Annotated in this window: 21 protein-coding genes; 6 read left to right on the forward strand and 15 right to left on the reverse strand. The window is 68.3% G+C overall.

Features of this window, described 5'->3' with window-relative positions:
- Positions 1-9 precede the first annotated feature (9 nt).
- The 5 genes from DTA22_RS12775 to DTA22_RS12795 are packed head-to-tail and all read right to left on the reverse strand — an operon-like array spanning position 10 to position 4,627.
- Positions 10-966 carry an aldo/keto reductase gene (locus tag DTA22_RS12775; protein WP_112299641.1) on the reverse strand — a complete coding sequence of 319 codons (957 nt, stop codon included), beginning with the start codon at positions 964-966 and terminating at the stop codon, positions 10-12.
- Positions 966-1,823 carry an ATP-binding cassette domain-containing protein gene (locus DTA22_RS12780; protein WP_112299642.1) on the reverse strand — a complete coding sequence of 286 codons (858 nt, stop codon included), beginning with the start codon at positions 1,821-1,823 and terminating at the stop codon, positions 966-968. The genes DTA22_RS12775 and DTA22_RS12780 overlap by 1 nt, the downstream gene beginning before the upstream one ends.
- On the reverse strand, positions 1,820-2,635 hold the full coding sequence (locus tag DTA22_RS12785; RefSeq protein ID WP_112299643.1) for an ABC transporter ATP-binding protein: 816 nt from the start codon (positions 2,633-2,635) through the stop codon (positions 1,820-1,822). The genes DTA22_RS12780 and DTA22_RS12785 overlap by 4 nt, the downstream gene beginning before the upstream one ends.
- 1 nt (position 2,636) lies before the next feature.
- Entirely contained in the window at positions 2,637-3,584 is a 948-nt protein-coding gene (locus DTA22_RS12790; RefSeq protein WP_112299644.1) for an ABC transporter permease, read from the reverse strand.
- Entirely contained in the window at positions 3,581-4,627 is a 1,047-nt protein-coding gene (locus DTA22_RS12795; protein ID WP_245973367.1) for an ABC transporter permease, read from the reverse strand. The genes DTA22_RS12790 and DTA22_RS12795 overlap by 4 nt, the downstream gene beginning before the upstream one ends.
- A gap of 289 nt (positions 4,628-4,916) precedes the next feature.
- Here DTA22_RS12795 and DTA22_RS12800 point away from each other — a divergent pair, with 289 nt between their 5' ends.
- The 5 genes from DTA22_RS12800 to DTA22_RS12820 all read left to right on the forward strand — a co-directional run bounded on the left by DTA22_RS12800 (position 4,917) and on the right by DTA22_RS12820 (position 11,548).
- Positions 4,917-6,491, forward strand: a complete 1,575-nt coding sequence (locus tag DTA22_RS12800) for an ABC transporter substrate-binding protein (protein ID WP_112299689.1) — start codon at positions 4,917-4,919, stop codon at positions 6,489-6,491.
- Positions 6,492-6,551: 60 nt separating this feature from the next.
- Positions 6,552-7,778 carry a sialidase family protein gene (locus tag DTA22_RS12805; RefSeq protein ID WP_112299645.1) on the forward strand — a complete coding sequence of 409 codons (1,227 nt, stop codon included), beginning with the start codon at positions 6,552-6,554 and terminating at the stop codon, positions 7,776-7,778.
- Positions 7,775-8,464: an SDR family NAD(P)-dependent oxidoreductase gene (locus DTA22_RS12810; protein ID WP_174233795.1), complete on the forward strand. Its 690-nt coding sequence runs from the start codon at positions 7,775-7,777 to the stop codon at positions 8,462-8,464. The genes DTA22_RS12805 and DTA22_RS12810 overlap by 4 nt, the downstream gene beginning before the upstream one ends.
- 76 nt (positions 8,465-8,540) lie before the next feature.
- Complete coding sequence (gene pdxA, locus DTA22_RS12815; protein ID WP_112299647.1) at positions 8,541-10,769, forward strand: 4-hydroxythreonine-4-phosphate dehydrogenase PdxA; 2,229 nt, start codon at positions 8,541-8,543, stop codon at positions 10,767-10,769.
- An 11-nt stretch (positions 10,770-10,780) separates the two neighbouring features.
- Positions 10,781-11,548: a DeoR/GlpR family DNA-binding transcription regulator gene (locus tag DTA22_RS12820; RefSeq protein ID WP_112299648.1), complete on the forward strand. Its 768-nt coding sequence runs from the start codon at positions 10,781-10,783 to the stop codon at positions 11,546-11,548.
- 17 nt (positions 11,549-11,565) lie between these two features.
- On the opposite strand, the gene DTA22_RS12825 is transcribed toward DTA22_RS12820, so the two are convergent.
- The 10 genes from DTA22_RS12825 to DTA22_RS12870 form a co-directional block, all read right to left on the reverse strand.
- On the reverse strand, positions 11,566-12,066 hold the full coding sequence (locus tag DTA22_RS12825) for a hypothetical protein (RefSeq protein ID WP_112299649.1): 501 nt from the start codon (positions 12,064-12,066) through the stop codon (positions 11,566-11,568).
- A 36-nt stretch (positions 12,067-12,102) separates the two neighbouring features.
- Positions 12,103-12,894, reverse strand: coding sequence for a DUF6390 family protein (locus DTA22_RS12830; RefSeq protein WP_112299650.1), 792 nt, complete (start codon positions 12,892-12,894; stop codon positions 12,103-12,105).
- Positions 12,895-12,918: 24 nt separating this feature from the next.
- Positions 12,919-14,046 (reverse strand): hydrogenase formation protein HypD, encoded by a 1,128-nt coding sequence (hypD, locus tag DTA22_RS12835; protein WP_005258643.1) that lies wholly within the window; start codon positions 14,044-14,046, stop codon positions 12,919-12,921.
- A 25-nt stretch (positions 14,047-14,071) separates the two neighbouring features.
- Positions 14,072-14,344, reverse strand: a complete 273-nt coding sequence (locus DTA22_RS12840; RefSeq protein ID WP_005244643.1) for a HypC/HybG/HupF family hydrogenase formation chaperone — start codon at positions 14,342-14,344, stop codon at positions 14,072-14,074.
- A gap of 26 nt (positions 14,345-14,370) precedes the next feature.
- Complete coding sequence (hypE, locus tag DTA22_RS12845; RefSeq protein WP_037241762.1) at positions 14,371-15,471, reverse strand: hydrogenase expression/formation protein HypE; 1,101 nt, start codon at positions 15,469-15,471, stop codon at positions 14,371-14,373.
- Positions 15,468-16,160, reverse strand: coding sequence for a D-sedoheptulose-7-phosphate isomerase (locus tag DTA22_RS12850; RefSeq protein ID WP_011596981.1), 693 nt, complete (start codon positions 16,158-16,160; stop codon positions 15,468-15,470). Before DTA22_RS12850 ends, hypE begins: the two co-directional genes overlap by 4 nt.
- Positions 16,157-16,906 (reverse strand): HypC/HybG/HupF family hydrogenase formation chaperone, encoded by a 750-nt coding sequence (locus tag DTA22_RS12855; protein ID WP_037241759.1) that lies wholly within the window; start codon positions 16,904-16,906, stop codon positions 16,157-16,159. Before DTA22_RS12855 ends, DTA22_RS12850 begins: the two co-directional genes overlap by 4 nt.
- Positions 16,907-16,950: 44 nt before the next feature.
- Entirely contained in the window at positions 16,951-19,257 is a 2,307-nt protein-coding gene (gene hypF, locus DTA22_RS12860) for a carbamoyltransferase HypF (protein ID WP_112299651.1), read from the reverse strand.
- Between the two features lie 146 nt (positions 19,258-19,403).
- Positions 19,404-19,973, reverse strand: coding sequence for an ATP-dependent Clp protease proteolytic subunit (locus DTA22_RS12865; protein WP_112299652.1), 570 nt, complete (start codon positions 19,971-19,973; stop codon positions 19,404-19,406).
- Between the two features lie 80 nt (positions 19,974-20,053).
- Positions 20,054-20,326 (reverse strand): helix-turn-helix domain-containing protein, encoded by a 273-nt coding sequence (locus DTA22_RS12870; protein WP_037241752.1) that lies wholly within the window; start codon positions 20,324-20,326, stop codon positions 20,054-20,056.
- Between the two features lie 42 nt (positions 20,327-20,368).
- Here DTA22_RS12870 and lhgO point away from each other — a divergent pair, with 42 nt between their 5' ends.
- Complete coding sequence (lhgO, locus tag DTA22_RS12875; protein WP_112299653.1) at positions 20,369-21,574, forward strand: L-2-hydroxyglutarate oxidase; 1,206 nt, start codon at positions 20,369-20,371, stop codon at positions 21,572-21,574.
- Positions 21,575-21,588: the final 14 nt, after the last annotated feature.

Genomic DNA, 21,588 nt, shown 5'->3' on the forward strand with positions numbered 1-21,588 from the left:
CGATGTCTCCTAGCGGTTGTAGTTGGGCATGGGTCCGCGCAGGGCGCTGCCCACTTCGTCGCACGCGTCGATCAGTTCGTTGTCGAGTGTGCCCTTCGCGACGGCGGCGATGTTCGACTGCAGTTGTGCCACCTTGGATCCGCCGAGGAGGATCGGGCCCGCCGCGGGCTTGGACACGAGCCAGCGCAGAGCCAGTTCGGTGAGCGGGATGCCGGCCTTGTCGGCGATCACGGACAACTGCGTGATCGCATCGAAGATCGCGGTGTTCCAGTACCGCTCCTTGTACATCTGCGCCAACCGCGAATCACCGAAGCGGCCGTCGGCCGGCTGGGCGTCGAACGAGTGCCGTCCGGTGAGGAGACCGCCGCCGAGTGGGTTGTAGACCATCGTGATCAGTCCGGTGACCGCGGCGAATTCGACGTACTCCTCCTCGATCCGCCGGGCCAGGAGGTTGTACAGCTGCTGGGCCACGATCGGGCGGGGCGCGCCGACGGCGTCGGCCGTGTGGTTCAGTTCCGCGATCTGCCAGGCCGCGAAGTTGGAGACACCGAGCGCGCGGATCTTGCCCTCCGACACGAGATCGGCGACGGTGGAGAGAGTGTCGGCGAGGGGGGTGGCCCGGTCGGGCTGATGGAGATAGAACAGGTCGACGTAGTCGGTGTCCAGTCGCTTCAGGCTCGCCTCGACGCTCGCCCGGAGGCCCGCGGGAGACAGCGGAGAGTTGCCGCCCGCGTCGGGGTGGGGCATTCCCGCCTTGGTGGCGAGGGTGACACGGTCGCGACGCGTGCCCAGCAGTCGGGCGAGGATGCGTTCGGACTCTCCGCCGGCGTAGCCGTTGGCGGTGTCGACGTGGGTGATGCCGGCGTCGAGCGCGGCGTCGACCATTGCGGCGGCACCGTCGAAGTCGACGGTGTCCCCGAACGTCATCGTGCCGAGAACGAGTGAGGTCAGGTCGAGTTCGGGCATCAAGCTACTCCTCGGGATACGGTTCGGGGAACCTCGGTTGCGCCGGGCGGGCGCGAGACGATGTGACGGGGTTTGATCCCGACCATGGTGGTGGGATCGAGCGCGGCGGCGCGGAGGGCCTGGGTGTACGGCTCGGCGGGACGTTCGAGAACATCGGTGGTGGAACCGCTTTCGACCACCTGCCCGCGCGACATGACGATCACGGTGTCGCTGATCTCGCGGACGACGCCGAGGTTGTGGGAAATGAAGACGTAGGTCAGACCGGTGTCGTGCTGGATCTCGCGGAGGAGGTCGAGCACCTGAGCCTGCACCGACACGTCGAGCGCGCTGGTGGCCTCGTCGCACACGAGGAGTTCCGGTCCGCTCGCCAGAGCCCGGGCGATACCGATGCGTTGCCGCTGACCGCCGGAGAACTCGGCGGGTCGACGGTGGAGCGCCGTGGCGGGCAGGCCGACCTGATCGATCAACGCCGCCGCCCTGCGCGCTCGCTCGGGCTTGCTCCGGACGCCTTGGAGGCGGAGGGGTTCGCCGACGATGTCGACGGCGGTCAAGTGCGGGTCCAGAGATCCGTACGGGTCCTGGAAGACCATCTGCACGCGGGACCGGAAGGGACGCAGCGCCTTCTCCGACAATTGCGCGATGTCGGCACCGCCCACGAGGATGCGGCCGGACGTGGGCGTGAGGAGCCGGACGATCGCCTTCGCGATGGTCGATTTCCCGCACCCGGACTCGCCGACGACGGCGAGCGTCGCACCCTTGTCCACGGAGAAGCTGACGGTGTCGACCGCGCGGAACACACCGTCGGGGACGGGGTATTCGACGACGAGATCTTCGACGGACAGCAGCGGTGCGCTCATGTCGATGCTCCTACGGTCGTGGTGTAGTCGCCGAGCCGCGGCACGGCGTCGAGCAGCTTCTTGGTGTAGGCGCTGCGAGGATGGAGGACGAGGTCTTCGGCCCCGCCGTTCTCGACGAACCGGCCGTCCTTCATGACGTAGATGCGGTCCGACATCAACCGAGCGACGCCGAGGTCGTGGGTGATGACGAGCAGTCCGACGCCCGTGCGCTCCTGCAGTTCGAGCAGCAGGTCGAGGATGCTCGCCTGCACGGTCACGTCGAGGGCGCTGGTGGGTTCGTCGGCGACGATCAGTTCGGGACCCGACGCGAGCGAGCAGGCGATCAGTACACGCTGCAGCATGCCGCCGGACAACTGGTGGGGGTACTTCCCGAGTTGGCCCGCCGGATTCTGGATCCGCACCTGCTCGAGCAGTTCCACGGCCCGCGCGGTTTCCTTCGCCTTCCCGGTGATGCCGCTGTGGCGCACCGCCTCCCGCAGCTGGGCCCCGATGGTGTGCACCGGGCTCAGTGCCGTCATCGGATCCTGCGGGATCAGGGCGATGTGCCGTCCCCGGACCTTCGCGAGAGCCTTCTTCTGTCCGAGGATGTCGCAGTCCTTGAACCGGACCGCGCCCGAGAGGACGGCGAGGTCGTCGGGCAGCAGACCGAGGAGGCCCATCGCGGTGGTCGATTTACCCGACCCCGACTCACCGATGATGGTCACGGTTTCGCCGGCGTCGATACAGAAGGACACGCCGTCGACTGCGCGGATGACGCCCCGGGCGGTGATGAGTTCGATCTGCAGTTCGTCGACTCTGAGGAGATTCCCCATGTCAGACCTCTTCCTTTCGCAACGAGATCCGGTGCAGGAGCCCACGGCGCTTCCCGGGCGACCGTGCCGGGCGGTCGCGGAGCCCGTCGCCGAGCAGGTTCACGCCGATCACGAGCAGCACGATGACGAGGCCGGGGAGGGTCACGAGCCACCACGAGGTGGTGATGTAGTCCTGGCCGTCGGAGATGATCCGGCCCCAGGTGGCGAAGGGGCGTTGCGGTCCGGCGCCGAGGTAGCTCAGTGCGCTCTCGAGGAGGACGGCCTGCGCGAGCAGCAGCAGGACGACGAGGGATGCCTGCTTGATGATGTTGGGGATCACGTGGCGCAACAGGATGGCGGTGCGTCCGAGTCCGAGTACCCGGGAGGCCGCCACGTACGGTTTCTCGCGTTCGACGAGGACGAGTGAGCGGGTCAGCCGGGCGATCTCCGGCCACTGGGCGATCGCGATGACGAACGTGATGACCGGGATCGACGGGCCGAACAGGGCGACGACGAGCAGCAGCATCATGAGGAGCGGCAGCGACAGCTGGGCCTCGAGCAGCCTGCTCACGACCGTGTCCGTCCAGCCGCCGAGGTAGCCGGCGAGTGCGCCGAGGCACAGGCCGATCAGCCCGGAGACGACGACCGCGAGAATTCCGATCGTCAGTGACACCTGTCCGCCGTAGAGGACGCGGGAGAGGAGGTCCCGGCCGAGTTGGTCGGTTCCGAAGAGGTGACCGTCCGTCAGCGGTGGCAGGCGCCGCTGGGCGAGGTCGGTGGCGTCCGGAGAGGGCAGGGGAAGCAGTTGCGCCAGTGCGACGGGCATGATGACGGCGAGGGCGCAGACGGTGCCCACCCAGATCTTCACGCGGCTGTCGCGGGCGCGCCGGGTGGCACCGGCCCGGGCGATGTCCCGGGTGGTCACGGCGCTCGGCCGCTCCTGTGCCGGGGGATCGATGACGGTGGTCATTTCGTCGTTCCCTTTCCGAGTCGGACACGCGGGTCGAGGAGCGGATAGCAGAGGTCGACGAGGAGCTGGACGAGGACGGCGAGAACCGCGGTCACCAGGACGGTGGCCTGGATGAGGGGGTAGTCCCTCGTCTCGAGTGCACGCACGACCAGCGATCCCACGCCGGGCCACGCGAAGACGACCTCGACCACGACGACGCCGTTGAGCATCGAGGCGAACCGGGTACCGAGAGCGGTCAGCACCGGGATCGCGGAATTCCGCAGGGCGTACCGCCAGATGAGTTCGCGCTCCGGGACGCCCCGCGAGCGGGCCACGGTCATGTACGGCGAGGAGAACGCGCCGACCATCTCGCGGCGGACCATGCGGGAGATCAGGGCGATCTGCAGCACGGCCACCGTCACGGTGGGCAGCACCAGGCTGGACCAGGTCGTGAATCCGGCCGCGGGAAAAATCGGGATCAGCACCGCGAACACGGTGATGAGCATCAGTCCGGTCCAGAAGTCGGGCATGGACTGACCGGCGATCGTGACGACGTTGGCGCCGAGTTCACGCCTCGTGTCGGCGCGGCGCGCCATCCACACTCCGAGCGGGATGGCCACCAGTGTGGTGAGCACGATCGCCGCGACGGACAGGGTGATCGTGTACGGCAGCCGAGCGAGGACGACGTCGAAGGCGGGCGCCTGGAACGAGTACGAGGTGCCGAGATCGAGGTGGAGAAGGCCGCGGAGATACAGCAGGTACTGGGTGAACACGGACTGGTCGAGACCCATGTCCGCCCTGATTCGGGCGAGGTCCTCGGTGCTGGCCAGCGGGCCGGCCATCGAGTAGGCGGGGTCGCCGGGTGCCATCCGGATGAGGACGAACACGGTGGTCAGTGTCAGGAAGACGGCAAGCGCGCTCTGTGCAAGGCGTTTTGCGACGTAGCGGGGCATGGCCGCCGTCAGGACCCTCGGGACACGGGAGGTCGGGGTCCGGCGGGGCGCCGGTGATGCCGAGCCGGCGGGCTGGGCTGCAAATGCCGTGTCGGCGGCGTGCTGCGTCATGAGGTCACCGGCCGTTCGGTGTCTGCGTGAGGGGTCATCGTCGACCTTTCGATAACGCCGGCGATGGAGGTGTCGACACCGCGGCGTGTCGGGTACAGCAGCTTCGTGTGTAACTCAGCTCACAATCGCACTAATGCGCGTTGTGCGCAAGTCTTGCCCGCCATCTTGCGCATCTCAAGCAACTCTGAGTAGAGTTCGGATGTGCCGGCGATCACATCGCGTGATGATCAACCATCTCGCGCCGTGCCTGATCGCCGCGCCCCACACCCTTAGTCCCGAGAGGTCGACGATGACCAATTCTCTTTTCGAACAGCGTTTTTCGAGGAGAACGCTGCTCCGGTCGGGTCTCCTCCTCGGTGCCGGCCTCACGCTCGGATCCGCCGCTGGATGCGCGACACCGACGGGAACCCCCGGACCGAGGACGGTGAGCCTGGCCCTGAACCGATCGCTCGTGAGCCTCGACAACAAGCTGAACCAGTTCGATGCCGCACTCACCGTGCAGCGCGGCGTGCGGCAGGCCCTCACCGAGATCGACCGGAACCTGCGGCCCCAGCTGGTTCTGGCCGATCGGTTCGAACTCGTCTCGCCCACCCAGTGGTACGTGCACCTGCGGCCCGGAATCCGCTATTCGGACGGCAGTCCGGTGCAGGTGCGGGATGTCGCGACAGCGTTGCAGATGTACAGCCAGGTGGACGGGTCATTCGTCGGCGGGTTCTTCCCCGAGTGGCCGACGGTCGACCAGATCGACGACACCAGCTTCACCCTGAACACCGAGCGTCCGGTCCCGGTGCTCGACTACCTCATGTCGAATATCCTCATCACCCCGGCGGCCGCGAACGTGCCGGAGGAACTGCAGTCCGGCGTGGGATCCGGACCGTACGTCGTGACGGAGAGTGACCGCGGCACCGGAAACTACACCCTGGTGCGCAACGAGAACTACTGGGGAACACCGGCACAGATCGAATCGGTGCGTGTCCGCTTCGTTCCGGACGAGTCGAACCGTGTCGTGACCTTGCGGAGCGGCGAGGTCGACGTGATCGACTCGATCACCCCCGATGCGGCCGACCAGCTCGCCGGTCTGTCGGGTGTCGCGATCGATCGGATCGACGGTGTCCGGCTCAATCAGCTCTTCTTCAATTTCCGGAAACCCCAGGGGCACCCGCTGGCCGACGCGCGGGTGCGCAGGGCGCTGACGTATGCGATCGACGGGCGGGCCCTCGTCGACCAGGTTCTGCAGGGCTCCGCCACCCAGTCGCGCGGCGTCATTCCCCTCACTCTCGACGGTGCCGTCGAGACCGGTGAGTACAGCTACGACCCGGCCCGCGCCCGCGGGGAACTCGACGCTCTCGGAATCCGGGATCTGGAGTTGAAGATCATCTGGGAGACGGGCGAGTTCGCGGCCGACACCGACATCATGGAGTCGGTGCTGCAGATGCTGTCCGCGGTCGGCGTGCGAACCACTCTCCAGCAGTTCGAACCCGGCGGCGACATCTCGCAGTGGCGGCAGGGCAAGGTCGGCGACTGGGACGTGCTGGGCAACGGCTTCCCGAGCCCGACCGGACTGGCCCTCACCATCATGCAGGGCATGTACGCCGGCACCGCGGAGAAGGAAGCGACCCGGGATACCTACCACGGATACATCTTTCCCGAGATCACCCGGACCATCACCCAGGCCTCGGAGGAGGCCGACGCCGTCCGGCGCGCCGAACTCCTCGCGGACGCGCAGCGCCAGATCTGGGACACGTGCCCGTGCCTGTGGGCGTTCGTTCCGAAAGCGGTTCTCGCGCGCCGCTCGCGGATCGACGGTGTCGCGCTGCGCCCGACGAACTCCTATGACCTCAGTGTCGCGGCGCTGCGTGCCTAGACGTGACGTGACCGCTGCCCCGAGAACTCGCCCGCCCCTATCCACGCACTGGAGACGCAGATGACCACACCGAGTCCCGCAACCGATACCCGAGCCACCGACGGCGTCGTCCGTGACGTCGAGACGGGTCGACGCGACGCGCTGCTTCCCGCACCGCAGGTGCAGAACCACGCGGCGAATCTCACCGTCCTGCCGGACGGCTCCCTCGGTTGCGTGTGGTTCGCGGGCACCCAGGAGGGCGTGCCGGACATCAGCGTCTGGTGCTCCCGGCTCGCCCCGGATGCAGACGCGTGGTCGGAGCCGGTGCAGCTGTCCGACGATCCGACTCGTTCGGAACAGAATCCTGTTCTCCACGTGACGAATACGGAAACCGTGTGGCTACTGTGGACGTCCCAGCACGCCGGCAACCAGGACACCGCACGTGTCATGCGGCGCATCTCCGCCGACGGCGGCCGAACGTGGGGCGAGGCGCACACGCTGCTGCCGGAGACGGACGCCGGCGGTGTGTTCGTGCGACAGCCGGTGGTTGCGCTCCCGACCGGGCGGCTTCTGCTCCCCGTGTTCCACTGCGTCCGTATCGAGGGCCGCAAGTGGGTGGGCGATCGCGACTACAGCAGCGTGATGATCTCCGACGATCACGGCGACTCCTGGCGTGAGGTGACTGTGCCGGGCAGCGTCGGCTGCGTGCACATGAACATCGGCCGCCTCGCCGACGGCACCCTCGTGGCCCTCTATCGCAGCCGCTGGGCGGACTCGATCTACCGCAGCGTCTCGACGGACGACGGCGATACCTGGACCCAGCCGGAGGCGACCGAGCTTCCCAACAACAACTCGTCCGTTCAGTTCGTCGTGCTTCCGGGCGACCGTCTCGCCCTGGTGTTCAACGAGTCCAGCGCGGCGAAAGCCACCGCGCGGCGGACGTCCCTGTACGACGAGATCGACGACGACGGTCTCGCCGACGGGGTGCCCGAGCAGGCGGACACGGAGCTCGAGCCGCTCGACGACGGGGACAGTCGCAGCGCGTTCTGGGGTGCGCCCCGCGCCCCGATGACGCTGGCGATGTCCGAGGACGGGGGCCGGACGTGGCCGGTTCGCCGCGACATCGAGATCGGCGACGGGTACTGCCTGTCCAACAATTCTCGTGACGGGCTGAACCGCGAGTACTCGTACCCCAGCATCACCGCCGGGAACGACGGCCGCCTGCACGTCGCGTTCACCCGGTTCCGGCAGGCGATCGAGTACGTCGAGCTCGATCAGGCCTGGGTCGCCGACGGGAGCCGGTCGTGACGCACGACGACTCGAAGCGTGCGGTCGTGACCGGGGTCAGCTCCGGCATCGGCGCCGCCACCGCCCGGCAGCTTCTCGGCGACGGATGGTCGGTCACCGGATTCAGCCGACGCGACCCCGGCATCGACGACGACCGATTCTCCTGGACGGCCGTCGATCTCGGCGACCTCGACGCACTCTCGGAGCACGCGGCCGCGGCCGGTTCGGTGGACGCCGTCGTGCACGCGGCCGGTCTGCAATCGTCAGCACCTCTCGGGAAACTGCAGGTCGACGACGGCCTGAAGATGTGGCGGATTCACGTCGCAGCCGCGGAGGTTCTCGTCAATGCACTCGCTCCGTCGATGCGCAACGGCGGCCGGGTGGTCCTGGTCGGCAGCCGCACGATGTCCGGAGCGGCGGGCAAGAGTCAGTACGTCGCCACCAAGTCGGCACTCGTGGGAATGTCGCGTTCCTGGGCTGCGGAGTTGGTGGACAGAGCGATCACTGTCAACGTGGTTGCCCCTGGTCCGACGGACACCCCGATGCTGAACGATCCGGCTCGCACGTCGACGCCTCCGCGGGTCCCACCGCTCGGTCGCTTCATCGCCCCCGACGAGGTGGCGGGACTGATCGGATTCCTCCTGGGACCGTACGGCGGGAGCATCACGGGTCAGGCCATCGTGCAGTGCGCGGGAGCATCCCTGTGAACGTTCTGCGCGTAACGCGCAAAACTGCTACCATAAACTGCACGAAACACGCAGATTCTCCATCGAAGGCGGCATCATGAGACCGAAATCGATCGGATCCGATCCGACCGTCGCGGTCCTCGCCGACGACCTGTCCGGTGCCGCTGAAGTGGCGAGCGCGTTCCTCCATCGGAGTGCGCCCGTATCGCTCCTTCTCGGCGCCGCCGAAACTCAGGAACCGGGCGGAGTCGTCATCGCGGATCTCGATACGCGGTCGATGAGCCCGGAGGATGCGGCACGCGCGGTTCGACACGCGCTCGCCGGAGTTCCGTCCGATGCGCTCGTGGTGAAGAAGATCGACTCACTACTCCGCGGAAACATCGGGCCCGAGGTGGGAATCCTCGCCGACACCGGTCCGGTGGTCGTCGCAGCAGGGCTGCCGGCACTCGGCCGGACCGTTCGCCATGGCGTCGTGCACGTCGGAGCGACGCCGCTCCACCGGGCTGGGGTGTGGTCGGCGGAATCCACGCCGCCGCCGGAGTCGATAGCCGGTCTCTTTCCGGACAGTCCCACGCAGTGCGTGCGCCGCGGTCCCGGTGTCGAACGGTCGCTCGCCCGCGCGGTGTCCGCCGGAGCCATCGCGATCTGCGACGTCGAGACCGACGAGGATCTCGACTCGATCGTCCACGCCTGCCGGGCAATCCCCGGAGTGCGACTGGTCGGGACTTCCGCCCTCGCGGCGGCGGTGGCACGCACGCTGCCGCTCCGGCACGTCCCCACCACGGCGGCCAGGCGGGCGGAATCCGTCCTGATCGTCGTCGGGACCGCAGAACCCGTTGCCGTGCAACAGGTTGCGTCGCTGGTCGCCGACGGTGTGCGGCACGTGCCGGTCGACGCGACGCAACTTCTCCGCGGCGATGTGGACACGACACCACTGCGGCACGTTCTCGACGACGGGCCTACGGTCGTGACGGTCTCCGGCGCCGTGGAGCCGTCGAATGGCCGGGCGTTGTCGGCGGCGCTCGGACGGCTGGTCGCGGCCCTGGAGAACGACCGCCGAGCCGACCTCGTGCTCACCGGCGGTGAGACGGCCCGCGCCGTCGTCGACGCGCTGGGGATCACGTCGCTTCGACCGGTCCACGAAGTGCACCACGGCGCCGTCGCCTCCCTGGCGTCCGACGGACGGCGAGTCGTCACGCGGCCCGGCAGCTTCGGCGACCCGACTAGTCTCTCCGCGATCGCGGCCTACCTGCGCGGCGCTCAGCCGCCCACCCATACCCCCACACAGCGAGGACCTCACATGACAGCGTCAACTGATACCGCGAACCTTCCCGTCGTCGCCGTCACCATGGGCGACGGCGCCGGAATCGGCCCCGAGGTGATCGTTCCCGCCTTGCTGGACGAGGCCACCCGGTCCTGGTGCACGCCGGTCGTCATCGGCGACGCGAAGCGGCTTCGTCTCGCGGCGAATGTGCTCGGCATCGACGTCGACATCGTGACCGTCGAGTCGGTCGCGGACGCGCAGTCGGTACCCGGGCGCGTCAACGTCATCGATCTCGACCTCCTTCCCGACGACCTGCCGTGGGGTGAACTGTCGCCGGTCGCCGGTCACGCGGCGTACGAGTACATTCGCGTCGCCAGCGAACTCGCGGTGCGCGGGGAGGTGCAGGCCATCTGCACGGCCCCGCTCAACAAGGAGGCGCTGCATGCCGCCGGCCACATCTTCCCGGGCCACACGGAACTTCTCGCGCACCTCACCGGCACCGAGGAGGTGTCGATGATGCTGTCGACGCCGAAGCTGAAGGTGATCCACGTGACCACCCACATCGGACTGCTCGACGCCGTCGCGAAGATCGAACCCGGACTCGTCGAGCGGACGATCCGGCGCGGGCACGACGCGCTGGTGCGCTCCGGAATCCCGGAGCCGAAGATCGGGGTCTGCGGCATCAACCCGCACGCCGGGGAGCACGGGCTGTTCGGCTACGGAGAAGAAGAACAGAAGATCATTCCCGCGGTCGAGGTGCTGAAGGCGGACGGCATCGACGTCCACGGTCCGTTGCCTGCGGATACCGCATTCTTCCTCGCGGGACGCGGGGACTACGACCTCATCGTGGCGATGTATCACGACCAGGGGCACGGGCCGGTCAAGGTCCTCGGCATCGAGGCGGGGGTCAACATCACGGTGGGACTGCCCGTCATCCGGACCTCCGTCGACCACGGCACCGCCTTCGACATCGCAGGCAAGGGTATTGCGGAGGCCGGTAGTATGGTCGAAGCTCTTCGTCAGGCTGCCGAATTGGCAACCAGCACAGCGGTTGTGAAGTAGGGGGACGAAACATGGCGGTTCGCGAGTCGGAAGCACGCCGATCCGAGATCGTGCGACTGGCCCGCTCGAGCGGGTTGGCGAGTGTCGACGACCTGTCGGCGCAATTCGGTGTCACCGCCTCCACCATCCGGCGGGACCTGAGCCAGCTCACGTCCCAGGGTCTGATCGCCCGGACCTACGGTGGGGCGATCGCCCTCGACCCCCAGCAGGAATCGTCACTCCGCCAGCGCGCGCTCGAGGGATTCGACGCGAAGCGTGCGATCGCGGAATGGGCCGCCAACCAGGTTCGGCCGGGCGAGACGATCCTTCTCGACGCCGGCACCACCGTGGGCGCGATGGGGGAGTTCCTACGCGACATCGACGACATCACCGTCATCGCTGCGGGCCTGACCGCCCTCGAATCGCTCGCCGACGCGGACTCCGTGCGCGTCGAGTGCATCGGCGGAACACTCCGGCACCTCAGCCAGGGGTTCGTCGGGCCGTTGGCCGAGGCCACGCTCCAACGAGTCACCTTCGATCGCGCGTTTCTCGGCGCGGACGCCGTCACCGCGGATCTGGGGATCTGTGAAGCAGAACTGGAACAGACGCGCCTCAAGGAGATCATGATCGCCCGTGCCGACGAGGTGTACGTGCTCGCGCACGCGGCGAAGCTCGGGCAGCGCCCCTTCCACGCCTGGGCACCGATCCCGCCGGGAACCACGATCGTCACCGACGCCTCGGCCGCGACCGGTGAGACGGCGCCTTTCGAAGCCGCGGGGATGCGGGTCGTGCGCGTCTGAGGAAGGGCGACGGGGACTTACCGCTGGTCCTTCTTCGCTTGCCGTCGTGCGCCTGCGGCGATAGTGGATGCTTCGAACTTCTTGCGGCCGGAGGATTTCCGGGTGGCGTCGACGCGTGCCTTGCCGGACGAGGCGACCTTTCCGTCGCTGTCGCCGAGCTCGCTGAAGGATGGGGCGTCGCTGCGGGCGCGGGCGAGTCGCGCGTCCTTCAAGTCCCGAGCGCTGGCGCGGGCCGCCGTCGCCAATTGGCCGCTCACCCTGCTCAGCGCTGCCTCGAAGACCTCCACCTTGTCGGCATTGCGCTTGTTTGCCGCCTTACCGGCCCCACGCGCACCCTTGTCCGCGACCTTCGCCGCGCCTTCTTGGCGGTACAGCTTGACGTGCTTGTTGCGGGCACGGCGAACTCGGGTGTGCAATTTGATCAGCTTGTCCTCGTCCAAGTCGGCCATCTGTGCCTTCTTGGTCTCGCGGATCAGGACGAACTCGTCTTCGGACAGTGAGTTCAGGATCTTCTTCATGTCTGCTCCGATCCGGCCACAGGCCGTGAGTTGTAGTCATGGTAACTGGGAAACGTTCGTGCCGGTCCGTTTCCGTGAGGTCGAGGTCGCTTGCCGAAACAGGCGCTGATTGGTCTGTGCAAGTTGCCATTCCGTTTGCGCGCCCAACCGGTCCACCCGATCCGGGTCGAGGCGGTCGCACACGAAATCCCAGTGCACCGCCACCCGGTCGCCCACAGTGAGGTCGTTCACGAAAGTTCCGTCGGGAACGCGGTAGTCGGCCGGGTCGTCCTGTTCGGGCCCGAGGGACAGCCGGCTTCCGTCCCAGGACAAACGGCGGGATCGGACGACGGCACGGTCGGTGTCGAGACCGACCACCTCACCCCAGCGGATGCGGCACGAGTCGAGAACCTGCAGCGGCTGAGGCATTCCGGTGTCCAGTAGCCGCGACCACGGATACACGCCGAACACGTGAAAGTTGTGGGTGGGCGCCGCCTCACCCAGCAGGTCCTCGGTGAGGTGCTTCCAGTAGTGTCCGGCCTGAGACGCGAGGCGGGCGAGCAGTGCCGCGCCGAACTCGGCCCGATCGATGCGGTCGGAGAGTTCGCCCGAGGTCCAGTAGGCTCGAACGACCCTCTCGTCCAAGGGGTCCGGGATTCCGGCGAGCTGGGCGATCACCTCCTGGTACGGCCAGGCGCCGCTGAACTGCTTCGCCAGCACTACCACGTCGGTGTCCGGCGCCGCACCGCACGCGACCGCCTGCAGTCGCTCCGAACCGGGAGGGCCGCAGTAGCCCAGGGCATTCGGGGCGTGCGCATACTGCGCGAACACGCGGTGCCCGGACGGCATCCTGTGTTCGCGCCGCATCACCGGTCAGCCTCGCTGACCCAGCAATTGGGCCGTCTCGCGGTGGAGTCGGCCGAAGTTGTAGTACGCGGCGCACGCACCCTCGGGGGACACCATGCACGTGCCGATCGGCGTCTCCGGAGTGCAGGCCGTCCCGAAGACCTTGCATTCCCACGGTTTGATGACACCCTTGAGAACCTCACCGCACTGGCACGCCTTCGGATCCGCCACCCGCACACCCGGCATCGAGAACTTCTCCTCGGCGTCGAACTCGGCGTAGTTCCGGTGGACCTTGAGCGCGCTCTGCGAGATGAAACCGAGTCCGCGCCACTCGAAGTGCGGGCGCAGTTCGAACGTCTCGGCCATCAGCTTCAGCGCCTGCACGTTGCCCTCCGCGCGCACCACCCGCTTGTACTGGTTCTCGATCTCGCAGCGGCCCTCCCGGATCTGCTGAAGCAGCATGTGTACCGACGCGAGGATGTCGAGTGGCTCGAAACCCGCGACCACCATCGGTTTGCCGTACACCTCGGACACGAACCGGTACGGGCGCAACCCCACCACGGTGGACACGTGGCCCGGTCCGAGGAAGCCCGACAACCGCAGGTCGGGCGACTCGAGGATCGCCTTGATCGGCGGCACGATCGTGACGTGGTTGCAGAACACACTGAAGTTCTTCACGCCCAGCGCCCGCGCGCGCACCAACGTCACCGCGGTGGACGGAGCCGTCGTCTCGAACCCGACGGCGAAAAACACCACCTGGTGGTCGGGATTGTCGAGCGCCACCTTGAGCGCGTCCAGCGGCGAGTACACGAAGCGGACGTCCGCGCCGCGGGCCTTGGCCTCGATGAGATTGCCCTTGGATCCGGGCACCCGCATCATGTCGCCGAACGTCGTGAAGATGACGCCGGGCTGTTCGGCCAGCCACATGGCGTCGTCGACGCGGCCCATGGGGATGACGCACACCGGACATCCCGGTCCGTGCACCAGTTCGACCGACTCCGGCAGGAGATGCTCGATGCCGTGCCGGTAGATGGTGTGGGTGTGGCCGCCGCACACCTCCATGAACTTGAACTCGTCGCCACGGGCCAGTTCGGTGATGGATTTGACCAGGGCGCGAGCCGCCGCCGGGTCCCGGAATTCGTCGACGAACTTCATCCCTGTTACCTCGTTCTTGCTGTTGTCACGCGATTTCGGACGAGTTGAACGCGTCGATCTCGTTCACGTAGTCGGCGCCCATCTTCTGCACCTGATCCAACGTCAGCTGCGCCTCGATCTCGTCGATCTTCGCCATTGCGAAACCGACGTGCACGAGCACCCAGTCACCGACGACGAGACCTTCTTCGGCGAGCAGTCGCACACTGATCGTTCTCTGGACGCCGTTCACGTCCACCTTGGCCAGATGCTGTTCGGCGTCGACGATGTCGACCACCTGACCGGGTATCCCCAGACACATCGTGGTTCTCCTTCTCGGGCTGTTCTTCAGCAGATTCGGGGAAGCGGGTCGCCGACGAGCATGTCGACGATCCGGCTGCCGCCGAACGAGGTTCGCAGTGCGACGATGCCCGGCGGTTCGGCCAGGATCTCGCCGACCACGGTGGCATCGGCTCCCCGCGGGTGGGCTCGCATCGCCGCGACGGCCGCATCCGCCTCGTCCGCCGCGACGATGGCGACGAACTTGCCCTCGTTCGCGACGTACAGCGGGTCGATGCCGAGCATGTCGCAGGCGCCCAGCACCTGCGGCTCGATGGGCAGGGACTGCTCGTCCACGATCACGGCGAGCTGGCAGGCGTGAGCGAGTTCGTTGCACACGGTGCCGACGCCGCCGCGGGTGGCGTCCCGCATCCACCGCGTCGACGGGGCCGCGTCCAGCAGCGTCTCCACCAGCGAGTTCACCGGGGCCGTGTCGGAAGCGATGTCGGCCTCGATGGCCAGGTCACCGCGGGCGAGCATCACCGCCATGCCGTGTTCGCCGATGGTGCCCGACAACAGCACCTTGTCGCCCGCACGCACGAGATCGGCCGACAGCCGCCTGCCCTCCGGGATGACACCGACACCGGCGGTGGAGATGTAGACGCCGTCGGCGGCGCCCTTGCCGACGACCTTGGTGTCGCCGGTGACGATCTGCACTCCGGACAGGACGGCCGCCTCGCTCATGTCGGCGACGATCTCCCGCAGTTCGGCGATCGGGAAACCCTCCTCGATGACGAACGCCGCCGACAACCACCGGGGGCGCGCACCGGACACGGCGAGGTCGTTGACGGTCCCGTGCACCGCGAGATGCCCGATGGAACCGCCGGGAAAACGCAGCGGCTGGACCACGTACGAGTCGGTGGAGAACGCGAGCCGCTCACCCGAGGGCATTGTGAGCGCGGCCGCGTCACCGAGTTGCTCGAGTTCCTCGTTGCGGAACGCCTCGACGAACACCGCGTCGACGAGGGCCGCCGACGACTTCCCGCCCGCACCGTGAGCGAGGGTCACCACCTCGTCCAGCAGCCGCGGCCGGCGTTGCCGGAACTTGTCGATCCGCTCGAGGACCCGGTCTTCGCGTTCCGCCGAGGTGGCCGGTTCGGTGGTGCTCATGAAGCCTCCACGGAGTTGGGAGCGGGCCGCGTCATGTGTTCCTGGGCCACCGACCACAGCCGGTACCCGAGCATCGCGTGGCTCTCCTGGATCCGGTGGATGCTCTGCGAGTGGACGGTGTAGCAGAAGTCGAGTTCGCCGGCGGACGCCATCGCCGCCATCCGGCCGCCCTCGTGCCCCGCGAACCCGATGGTCAGCAGGCCTCTCTGCTTCGCCTCGGTGAGCGCGGTCATCAGGTCGTCGGAGTTGCCCGACGTCGACAGTGCGATGGCGACGTCGCGGTCGCGGGCGTGGGCGATGATCTGCCGCTTGAAGATCAGATCGAAGCCGACGTCGTTGCCCAGCGCCGTCACCACGGCCTGATCGGCGGCGAGCGACCATGCCGCCACCGGACGCCCGCGCGCGGGACGGCTGAACAGCGATGCCAGCGTGGCGGCGTCGGTAGAACTGCCACCGTTGCCGAACGTGTAGAGCCGGCCGCCGCGACGGAACCTGTCGGCCATGTCGATCCCGGCAGCGGTCAGTCCGTCGCCGTACTCGTCGAGGGACTCCTTCTGCAGGCGAGCGCTCTCGGCGGCCTTCCCCCGCGCGGACGCCGCGAGGTCGTCGAGGAGGCTCTGGGCGTCGGTTTCCTCCGAGTCGATGAACGGGTAGAGGAAGCTGGTGCTCTCCGAGTCGTGCGTCGTCATCGGTTCGCCTCCTGACCTGCGTCGTCGAGTCGGGTGATCGCGGCCCCCGCATGCACCAGCACGAGGTCGTTCGGCTGGACGTCGCCGAGGATGCTCACGTCCACCCATTCCTCGCCCGCGGCCGTGCGGACCAGGGCGGGCCCCAGCGGTTCGGCCGGCTCGATCACCACCTCGCCGAGACGACCCTCGTCGCTGCACGTGACGCAGACCGTCTCGTCGCACTCCTCGGCGTCGGGCTTCAGCAGTCCCGAGTGCTCGAAGCAGACATGGGTGAGTTCCCACAGCAGGTGATACATGAGGACGAACCGCCCGGTGGCCGGCACCATCGGATCCTCCGAGTCGACCCAGAGGATGTGGTTCGCCGCACCGGCCGGAGGTCGGGGGCCTGCCCCGATCCACAGCGTCATCGCGCCCCACGCCGGTGCGCGGCGCATCGCGTCGACCACGGCGGGCTCGTTCGCCGACGCCACGGCCAGCAGGATGTCGCCGGGCCTGCTCGCCACCCGTGCCTGCGCCACCGGATCGGGTTCGACGAGTGCCACCGACGGCAGCGCCCGTTTGCCCATGATCACGGGATGGACGAATTCGACGGCGACGTGGTGGGCGTGCGGCTCCCACTGGGGTGAGATCACCCAGAGCGTCGCGCCGTCATGGAATCTGCGGGCGAGTGACAATGCTGCGGCAGCGAGATCCGCAGACAGGTCCGTGTCGACAAGGTGGCCGCCCGCCTCTGCGGTGGTGGTCATTCACTAGCTCCCGTCCCGGACCGGCCGGTCGGGGGCTGCCGACGTCACGGTCCGCGCATGGTCGCCGCGGCACCGATCACCGCCTGGCCGAGGGAGAGTCCTCCGTCGTTGGGAGGCACCCGGTGGTGGGTGAGGACTCGATAACCGCTGCTCTCCCAGTGTGCTCTCACCTGTGCGAGGAATAAACGGTTTTGAAAGACTCCTCCGGTGAGTCCGATCGTCGACGCTCCGGTCGCGGTGGCGGCCCGGTCGACGAGGTCGGCGGTCGCGGCGGCGAGGGCATGGTGGAAGCCGAGTGCGAGCGCCGCGGGCGGGGTCCCGTCGCGGAGACCGGCAACCAGTCCGGACACCAGAAGAGGCAGTCTGAGCTGGTCGTTCTCCACGTCCATGGCCAGGGGAGCCGGGTGCGGGGCCGTCCGGGCGAGGGCCTCGAGTTCGATGGCCGCCTGCGCCTCGTAGGTGACCCGGTGCCGGACCCCGAGCAGCGATGCGACTCCGTCGAACAGGCGGCCCGCGCTCGTCGTCCTGACGCAACCGAGACCCGACCGAAGTTGCGACTCCACGGCCGCGCGTTCCGCGGAGGGGATCGCCTCGACGCACGGCAGCCCGTCGACGTCGGTGATCCCGCACTCGTGCAGCAGAGCCAACGCCACCCGCACCGGATTCCGGACCGCGGCGTCACCGCCCGGCAGTGAGAAGGGCTGGACGTGTCCCACCCGCCTCGTGTCGAGGATGTTCGGGCCGACCAGGAGGAGTTCGCCGCCCCACACGGTGGTGTCGCAGCCGTACCCCGTCCCGTCGAACGCGACACCGAGCACCGTCGTCCCGACCAGTCCGTGTTCGGCCATCAGCGACGCGACGTGCGCGTGGTGGTGCTGCACGGTGAGCAGGGGGACGCCGGTCCTCTCGCTGTAGCGCCGGGCCCAGTAATGCGTCGAGTATCCGGGGTGCCGGTCGGCGACCACGGCCTCCGGCGTGATCCCGTGCAGATGCGTCAGCTGTCGCACCGACGTCTCGAAGGCGCGCTGACTCTCCAGGCTGCCCATGTCACCGAGGTGCGCCGAGCAGAACGCGTAGTCCTGCCGGGTCAGGCAGAAGGTGTTCTTGATCTCCGCGCCCACCGCGAGGATCTCCGGGCCGTGCGCGGGAAGCACGACCGGCAGCGGTGCGAACCCGCGCGAGCGGCGGATCGGCAGCACCGCGCCCGCCTCCACCGCCAGGACCGAATCCTCGCAGGGCACCGCGATGCGGCGGTCGTGCATCAGGAACACGTCGGCGATGTCCCGCAGACGGGTACGGGCGTCGTCGTTGTCGAAACAGAGAGGTTCGCCGCTCAGGTTGCCGGACGTCATGACGAGCACGCGCGGTGGGTCGACGTGGCTGCCCGGCGTCCGGGTGAACAGGAGATGGTGCAGCGGGGTGTAGGGGAGCATCACCCCGAGATCGTCGATCCCGGGTGCGATGCCGTCGGCAACCGACACAGTGTTCTTCTTGCGCAGCAACAGGATCGGCCGGGCCGCGTGTCGAAGCAGTGCGCTCTCGGGCTCGGAGATCTCGCACAGCTCGGCGGCGGCGGACAGGTCCGCGGTCATCACCGCGAACGGCTTGTCCGGGCGGTGCTTGCGCACCCGCAGGGTCTCGACGGCGGTGGGGTCGGCGGCATCGCAGACGAGATGGAATCCGCCGAGACCCTTGACCGCCACGATCCGGCCGTCCCTCAACGCCCCCTGCACCGCGGTGAGGACGGCGTCGTCCCCGTCGACCCGGTGCCCGTCGACCTCGGCGAACAGGTGCGGACCGCAGTCGGGGCAGCACACCGGTTGCGCGTGGAACCGTCGATCCGCGGGGTCCCGGTACTCGGCGAGGCACGCCGCGCACAGCGGGAACTCGGCCATCGTGGTGTTGGGCCGGTCGTAGGGCAGGTCGGTGATCACCGTGAACCGCGGCCCGCAGTTGGTGCAGTTGACGAACGGGTGGCGATACCGCCGATCGCGCGGATCGGCCAGTTCGCGAAGACAATCCGCGCACGTCGCCACGTCCGGTGACACCAGCGTCCGCGCGCCGGGGACGTGCCGGCTGTCGATGATCCGGAACGACTCGTCCCCGCGCACCGGAACGGGCTGGGCGGTCGCGTCGACGATCACGGCCATCGGCGGTGCATCCGTGCGGAGCCGGCGCACGAACTCGGACACCGACGCGGACTTGCCCTCGACCTCGATGAACACGCTGACGTCGTCGTTGCCGCAGTGGCCGTGCAGTCCCAGATCGTCAGCGAGACGCGCGACGAACGGGCGGAAGCCGACCCCCTGCACGACCCCGTGGACCGTGATGCGCGATCGTTCGACCGTCATCCTCGGATGATTCCCCCGTCGAGGTGCGGGGCGCAAGAGCCCTTCCTGCGGCGGGCAGCCGCACAGACGCACCCTTTCTCGGTTCGCGCACTCGAAATTGGGCCTGAATTCGTGCGCGCGAGCCGAAAACGAGTGCGTCCGCCGGATTACTCCCCGTCGACCGAGCGTGCGCCGGTGACGGCGTCGATCAACCCGTAGTCGCGCGCCTCGTCGGCGGTGAGGATCCGGTGGTCCCGCATGTCGGCGATCACCGTGTCGACGGGACGTCCGCAGGAGTCGGCGATGCGCTGCTGCAGCCTCCGCAACTGCTGCTCGTGGTGTTCGGCGGCGATAGCGACGTCCGACGCCGGACCGGTGCACGACGCCTGCGGTTCGCGGAGGTGGAACGCGGCGTGCGACGCCGACGTCCGGCGGTCGGCGGGCGCGAGGAGGGCGATCGCCATTCCGCGGACGTCGCCGCGGCAGTGGACGTGCAGCGGGACCCCCATCAGGTCCAGGGTGTCGAGGAGGGTGGCGGCCGCGTCGACGTCGGCGTCGACGCCGTGCAGCCACAGCTGGACCTCCCCGTCGTCCGAGGCGTCGAGCAGTGCCAGCGACGCGGCCGCGCGGTTGGTGGTCTCGGCGTCGAGTCGGCCGGTCAGAGACACGATCCGTCTGTCGAACAGCCGCTCGGCCAGCCAGTCGGGACCCGGAGTGGGGACGGACGTGACGTGCATCGGCGCGGGCGGCTGCTGCGGATCCGGCTGCCAGGGCGTGTGAAACGGCGGGACCGATGGTGGGGTGGGTGGTGGCCAGATCATGGTGGTGACTCCCGGTGCGCTGAGATCGTCCAGTCGACCGTCCGGCCCACGGCCTCCGCATACCGTTCGAGCGTCGACAGGCGGGGATCGACGTCGCCGCGTTCGAGCCGTGCCACGGCCGACTGCGACGTGCCCATGTGGGCGGCGATCTCCGTCTGCGTCAGGCCGCGCTCGCGGCGAGTGGTGACGAGCTCGTCCAGCAGCGCTCGACGCCGATCGGACAGGTGCTCCAGTCCGGGAAAAGACGTGCGTCGAGGGGTGGTCGACATACCATCGATGATATCTCGAAAACGGTATACGGAGGGGTGCTCATGGCGAAGGTTCGTGCGGCCGTCATCGGCGGCGGCATCATCGGTCTGGCGGTCGCCCGGGAACTTCTGCACCGGATGGACGACGTCGAGGTAACGCTGTTCGAGAAGGAATCCCGGGTCGCGGCCCACCAGACCGGCCACAACAGCGGCGTCGTCCACGCCGGCCTGTACTACCCGCCGGGCAGCCTCAAAGCGCGCCTGTGCCGCCGTGGCGTCACCCTCCTGCAGCAGTACGCGGCAACCAAGGGCGTGGCCTACGAGGAATGCGGCAAGGTGGTGGTCGCCCACGACTCGTCCGAAGTGGCGCGGATGGACGCCATCTTCGACAGAGCGGTGGCCAACGGCGTTCCCGGCATCCGCAAGATCCCGGGGGAGGAGATCCCCGAGATCGAACCGCACGCACGCGGAGTCGGCGCCGTGCACTCGCCGCACACCGCGATCATCGACTACGTGGCGGTCGCGGAGGCCCTCGCCGCGGACATCGCCGCCGCGGGCGGACGCGTCCTGCTCGGCCGGGAGGTCGTGGGCCTGGACAGCCGGACCGCCGAAACGGTGGTCACCACCCGGCAGGGCAGTGAGGCCTTCGACCTGGTGGTCACGTGCGCGGGACTGCAGTCCGACCGGGTGGCACTGATGTCGGGTGAACCGCGATCGCCTCGCGTGGTGCCCTTCTTCGGCGACTACTTCCTGCTCGAGCCCGAGCGGTCCTCGCTCGTGAAGGGGCTGATCTACCCGGTTCCGGATCCGCGGTACCCGTTCCTCGGCGTCCATCTCACCAAGCGGATCGACGGGCGAATCATGCTCGGACCGAACGCGTTTCTCGCCTTCGGGCGGGAGGCGTACGACCGGCGGGGATGGTCGCCGTCGGACGTGATGTCGGCGGTCGGGTTTCCCGGATTCTGGCGCTTCGCCGTGCACAACGCCGCGGCGGCGGTCCGCGAGGCCCGCACCGTTCTCAGCACGGGCCAGTTCGTCAAGGAGGCGCAGAAGTACGTCCCCGACGTGCGCCGCTCCGACGTCACCCGCGGACCCCGGGGCATCCGCGCTCAGGCGATGAACGCCGACGGCAGCCTCGAGGACGACTTCGTCATCACCGGGTCGGGACGCGTCGTTCACGTCCGGAACGCACCCTCCCCGGGTGCGACGTCGTCCCTCGCCATCGCCGAACACGTCGTGACGGAGGTTCTCGCCCGCGCGACCACCTGACGGCTCCGCCCGAT

Source organism: Rhodococcus wratislaviensis, from assembly GCF_900455735.1.
Classification (GTDB): Bacteria; Actinomycetota; Actinomycetes; order Mycobacteriales; family Mycobacteriaceae; genus Rhodococcus_F; species Rhodococcus_F wratislaviensis.

Bases quoted from the DNA above. Each gene is read 5' to 3' on its own strand.
- DTA22_RS12775 (WP_112299641.1), bottom strand. From the start codon at position 966: ATGCCCGAACTCGACCTGACCTCACTCGTTCTCGGCACGATGACGTTC.
- DTA22_RS12780 (WP_112299642.1), bottom strand. From the start codon at position 1,823: ATGAGCGCACCGCTGCTGTCCGTCGAAGATCTCGTCGTCGAATACCCC.
- DTA22_RS12785 (WP_112299643.1), bottom strand. From the start codon at position 2,635: ATGGGGAATCTCCTCAGAGTCGACGAACTGCAGATCGAACTCATCACC.
- DTA22_RS12790 (WP_112299644.1), bottom strand. From the start codon at position 3,584: ATGACCACCGTCATCGATCCCCCGGCACAGGAGCGGCCGAGCGCCGTG.
- DTA22_RS12795 (WP_245973367.1), bottom strand. From the start codon at position 4,627: ATGACGCAGCACGCCGCCGACACGGCATTTGCAGCCCAGCCCGCCGGC.
- DTA22_RS12800 (WP_112299689.1), top strand. From the start codon at position 4,917: ATGACCAATTCTCTTTTCGAACAGCGTTTTTCGAGGAGAACGCTGCTC.
- DTA22_RS12805 (WP_112299645.1), top strand. From the start codon at position 6,552: ATGACCACACCGAGTCCCGCAACCGATACCCGAGCCACCGACGGCGTC.
- pdxA (WP_112299647.1), top strand. From the start codon at position 8,541: ATGAGACCGAAATCGATCGGATCCGATCCGACCGTCGCGGTCCTCGCC.
- DTA22_RS12820 (WP_112299648.1), top strand. From the start codon at position 10,781: ATGGCGGTTCGCGAGTCGGAAGCACGCCGATCCGAGATCGTGCGACTG.
- DTA22_RS12825 (WP_112299649.1), bottom strand. From the start codon at position 12,066: ATGAAGAAGATCCTGAACTCACTGTCCGAAGACGAGTTCGTCCTGATC.
- DTA22_RS12830 (WP_112299650.1), bottom strand. From the start codon at position 12,894: ATGCCGTCCGGGCACCGCGTGTTCGCGCAGTATGCGCACGCCCCGAAT.
- hypD (WP_005258643.1), bottom strand. From the start codon at position 14,046: ATGAAGTTCGTCGACGAATTCCGGGACCCGGCGGCGGCTCGCGCCCTG.
- DTA22_RS12840 (WP_005244643.1), bottom strand. From the start codon at position 14,344: ATGTGTCTGGGGATACCCGGTCAGGTGGTCGACATCGTCGACGCCGAA.
- hypE (WP_037241762.1), bottom strand. From the start codon at position 15,471: ATGAGCACCACCGAACCGGCCACCTCGGCGGAACGCGAAGACCGGGTC.
- DTA22_RS12850 (WP_011596981.1), bottom strand. From the start codon at position 16,160: ATGACGACGCACGACTCGGAGAGCACCAGCTTCCTCTACCCGTTCATC.
- DTA22_RS12855 (WP_037241759.1), bottom strand. From the start codon at position 16,906: ATGACCACCACCGCAGAGGCGGGCGGCCACCTTGTCGACACGGACCTG.
- hypF (WP_112299651.1), bottom strand. From the start codon at position 19,257: ATGACGGTCGAACGATCGCGCATCACGGTCCACGGGGTCGTGCAGGGG.
- DTA22_RS12865 (WP_112299652.1), bottom strand. From the start codon at position 19,973: ATGCACGTCACGTCCGTCCCCACTCCGGGTCCCGACTGGCTGGCCGAG.
- DTA22_RS12870 (WP_037241752.1), bottom strand. From the start codon at position 20,326: ATGTCGACCACCCCTCGACGCACGTCTTTTCCCGGACTGGAGCACCTG.
- lhgO (WP_112299653.1), top strand. From the start codon at position 20,369: ATGGCGAAGGTTCGTGCGGCCGTCATCGGCGGCGGCATCATCGGTCTG.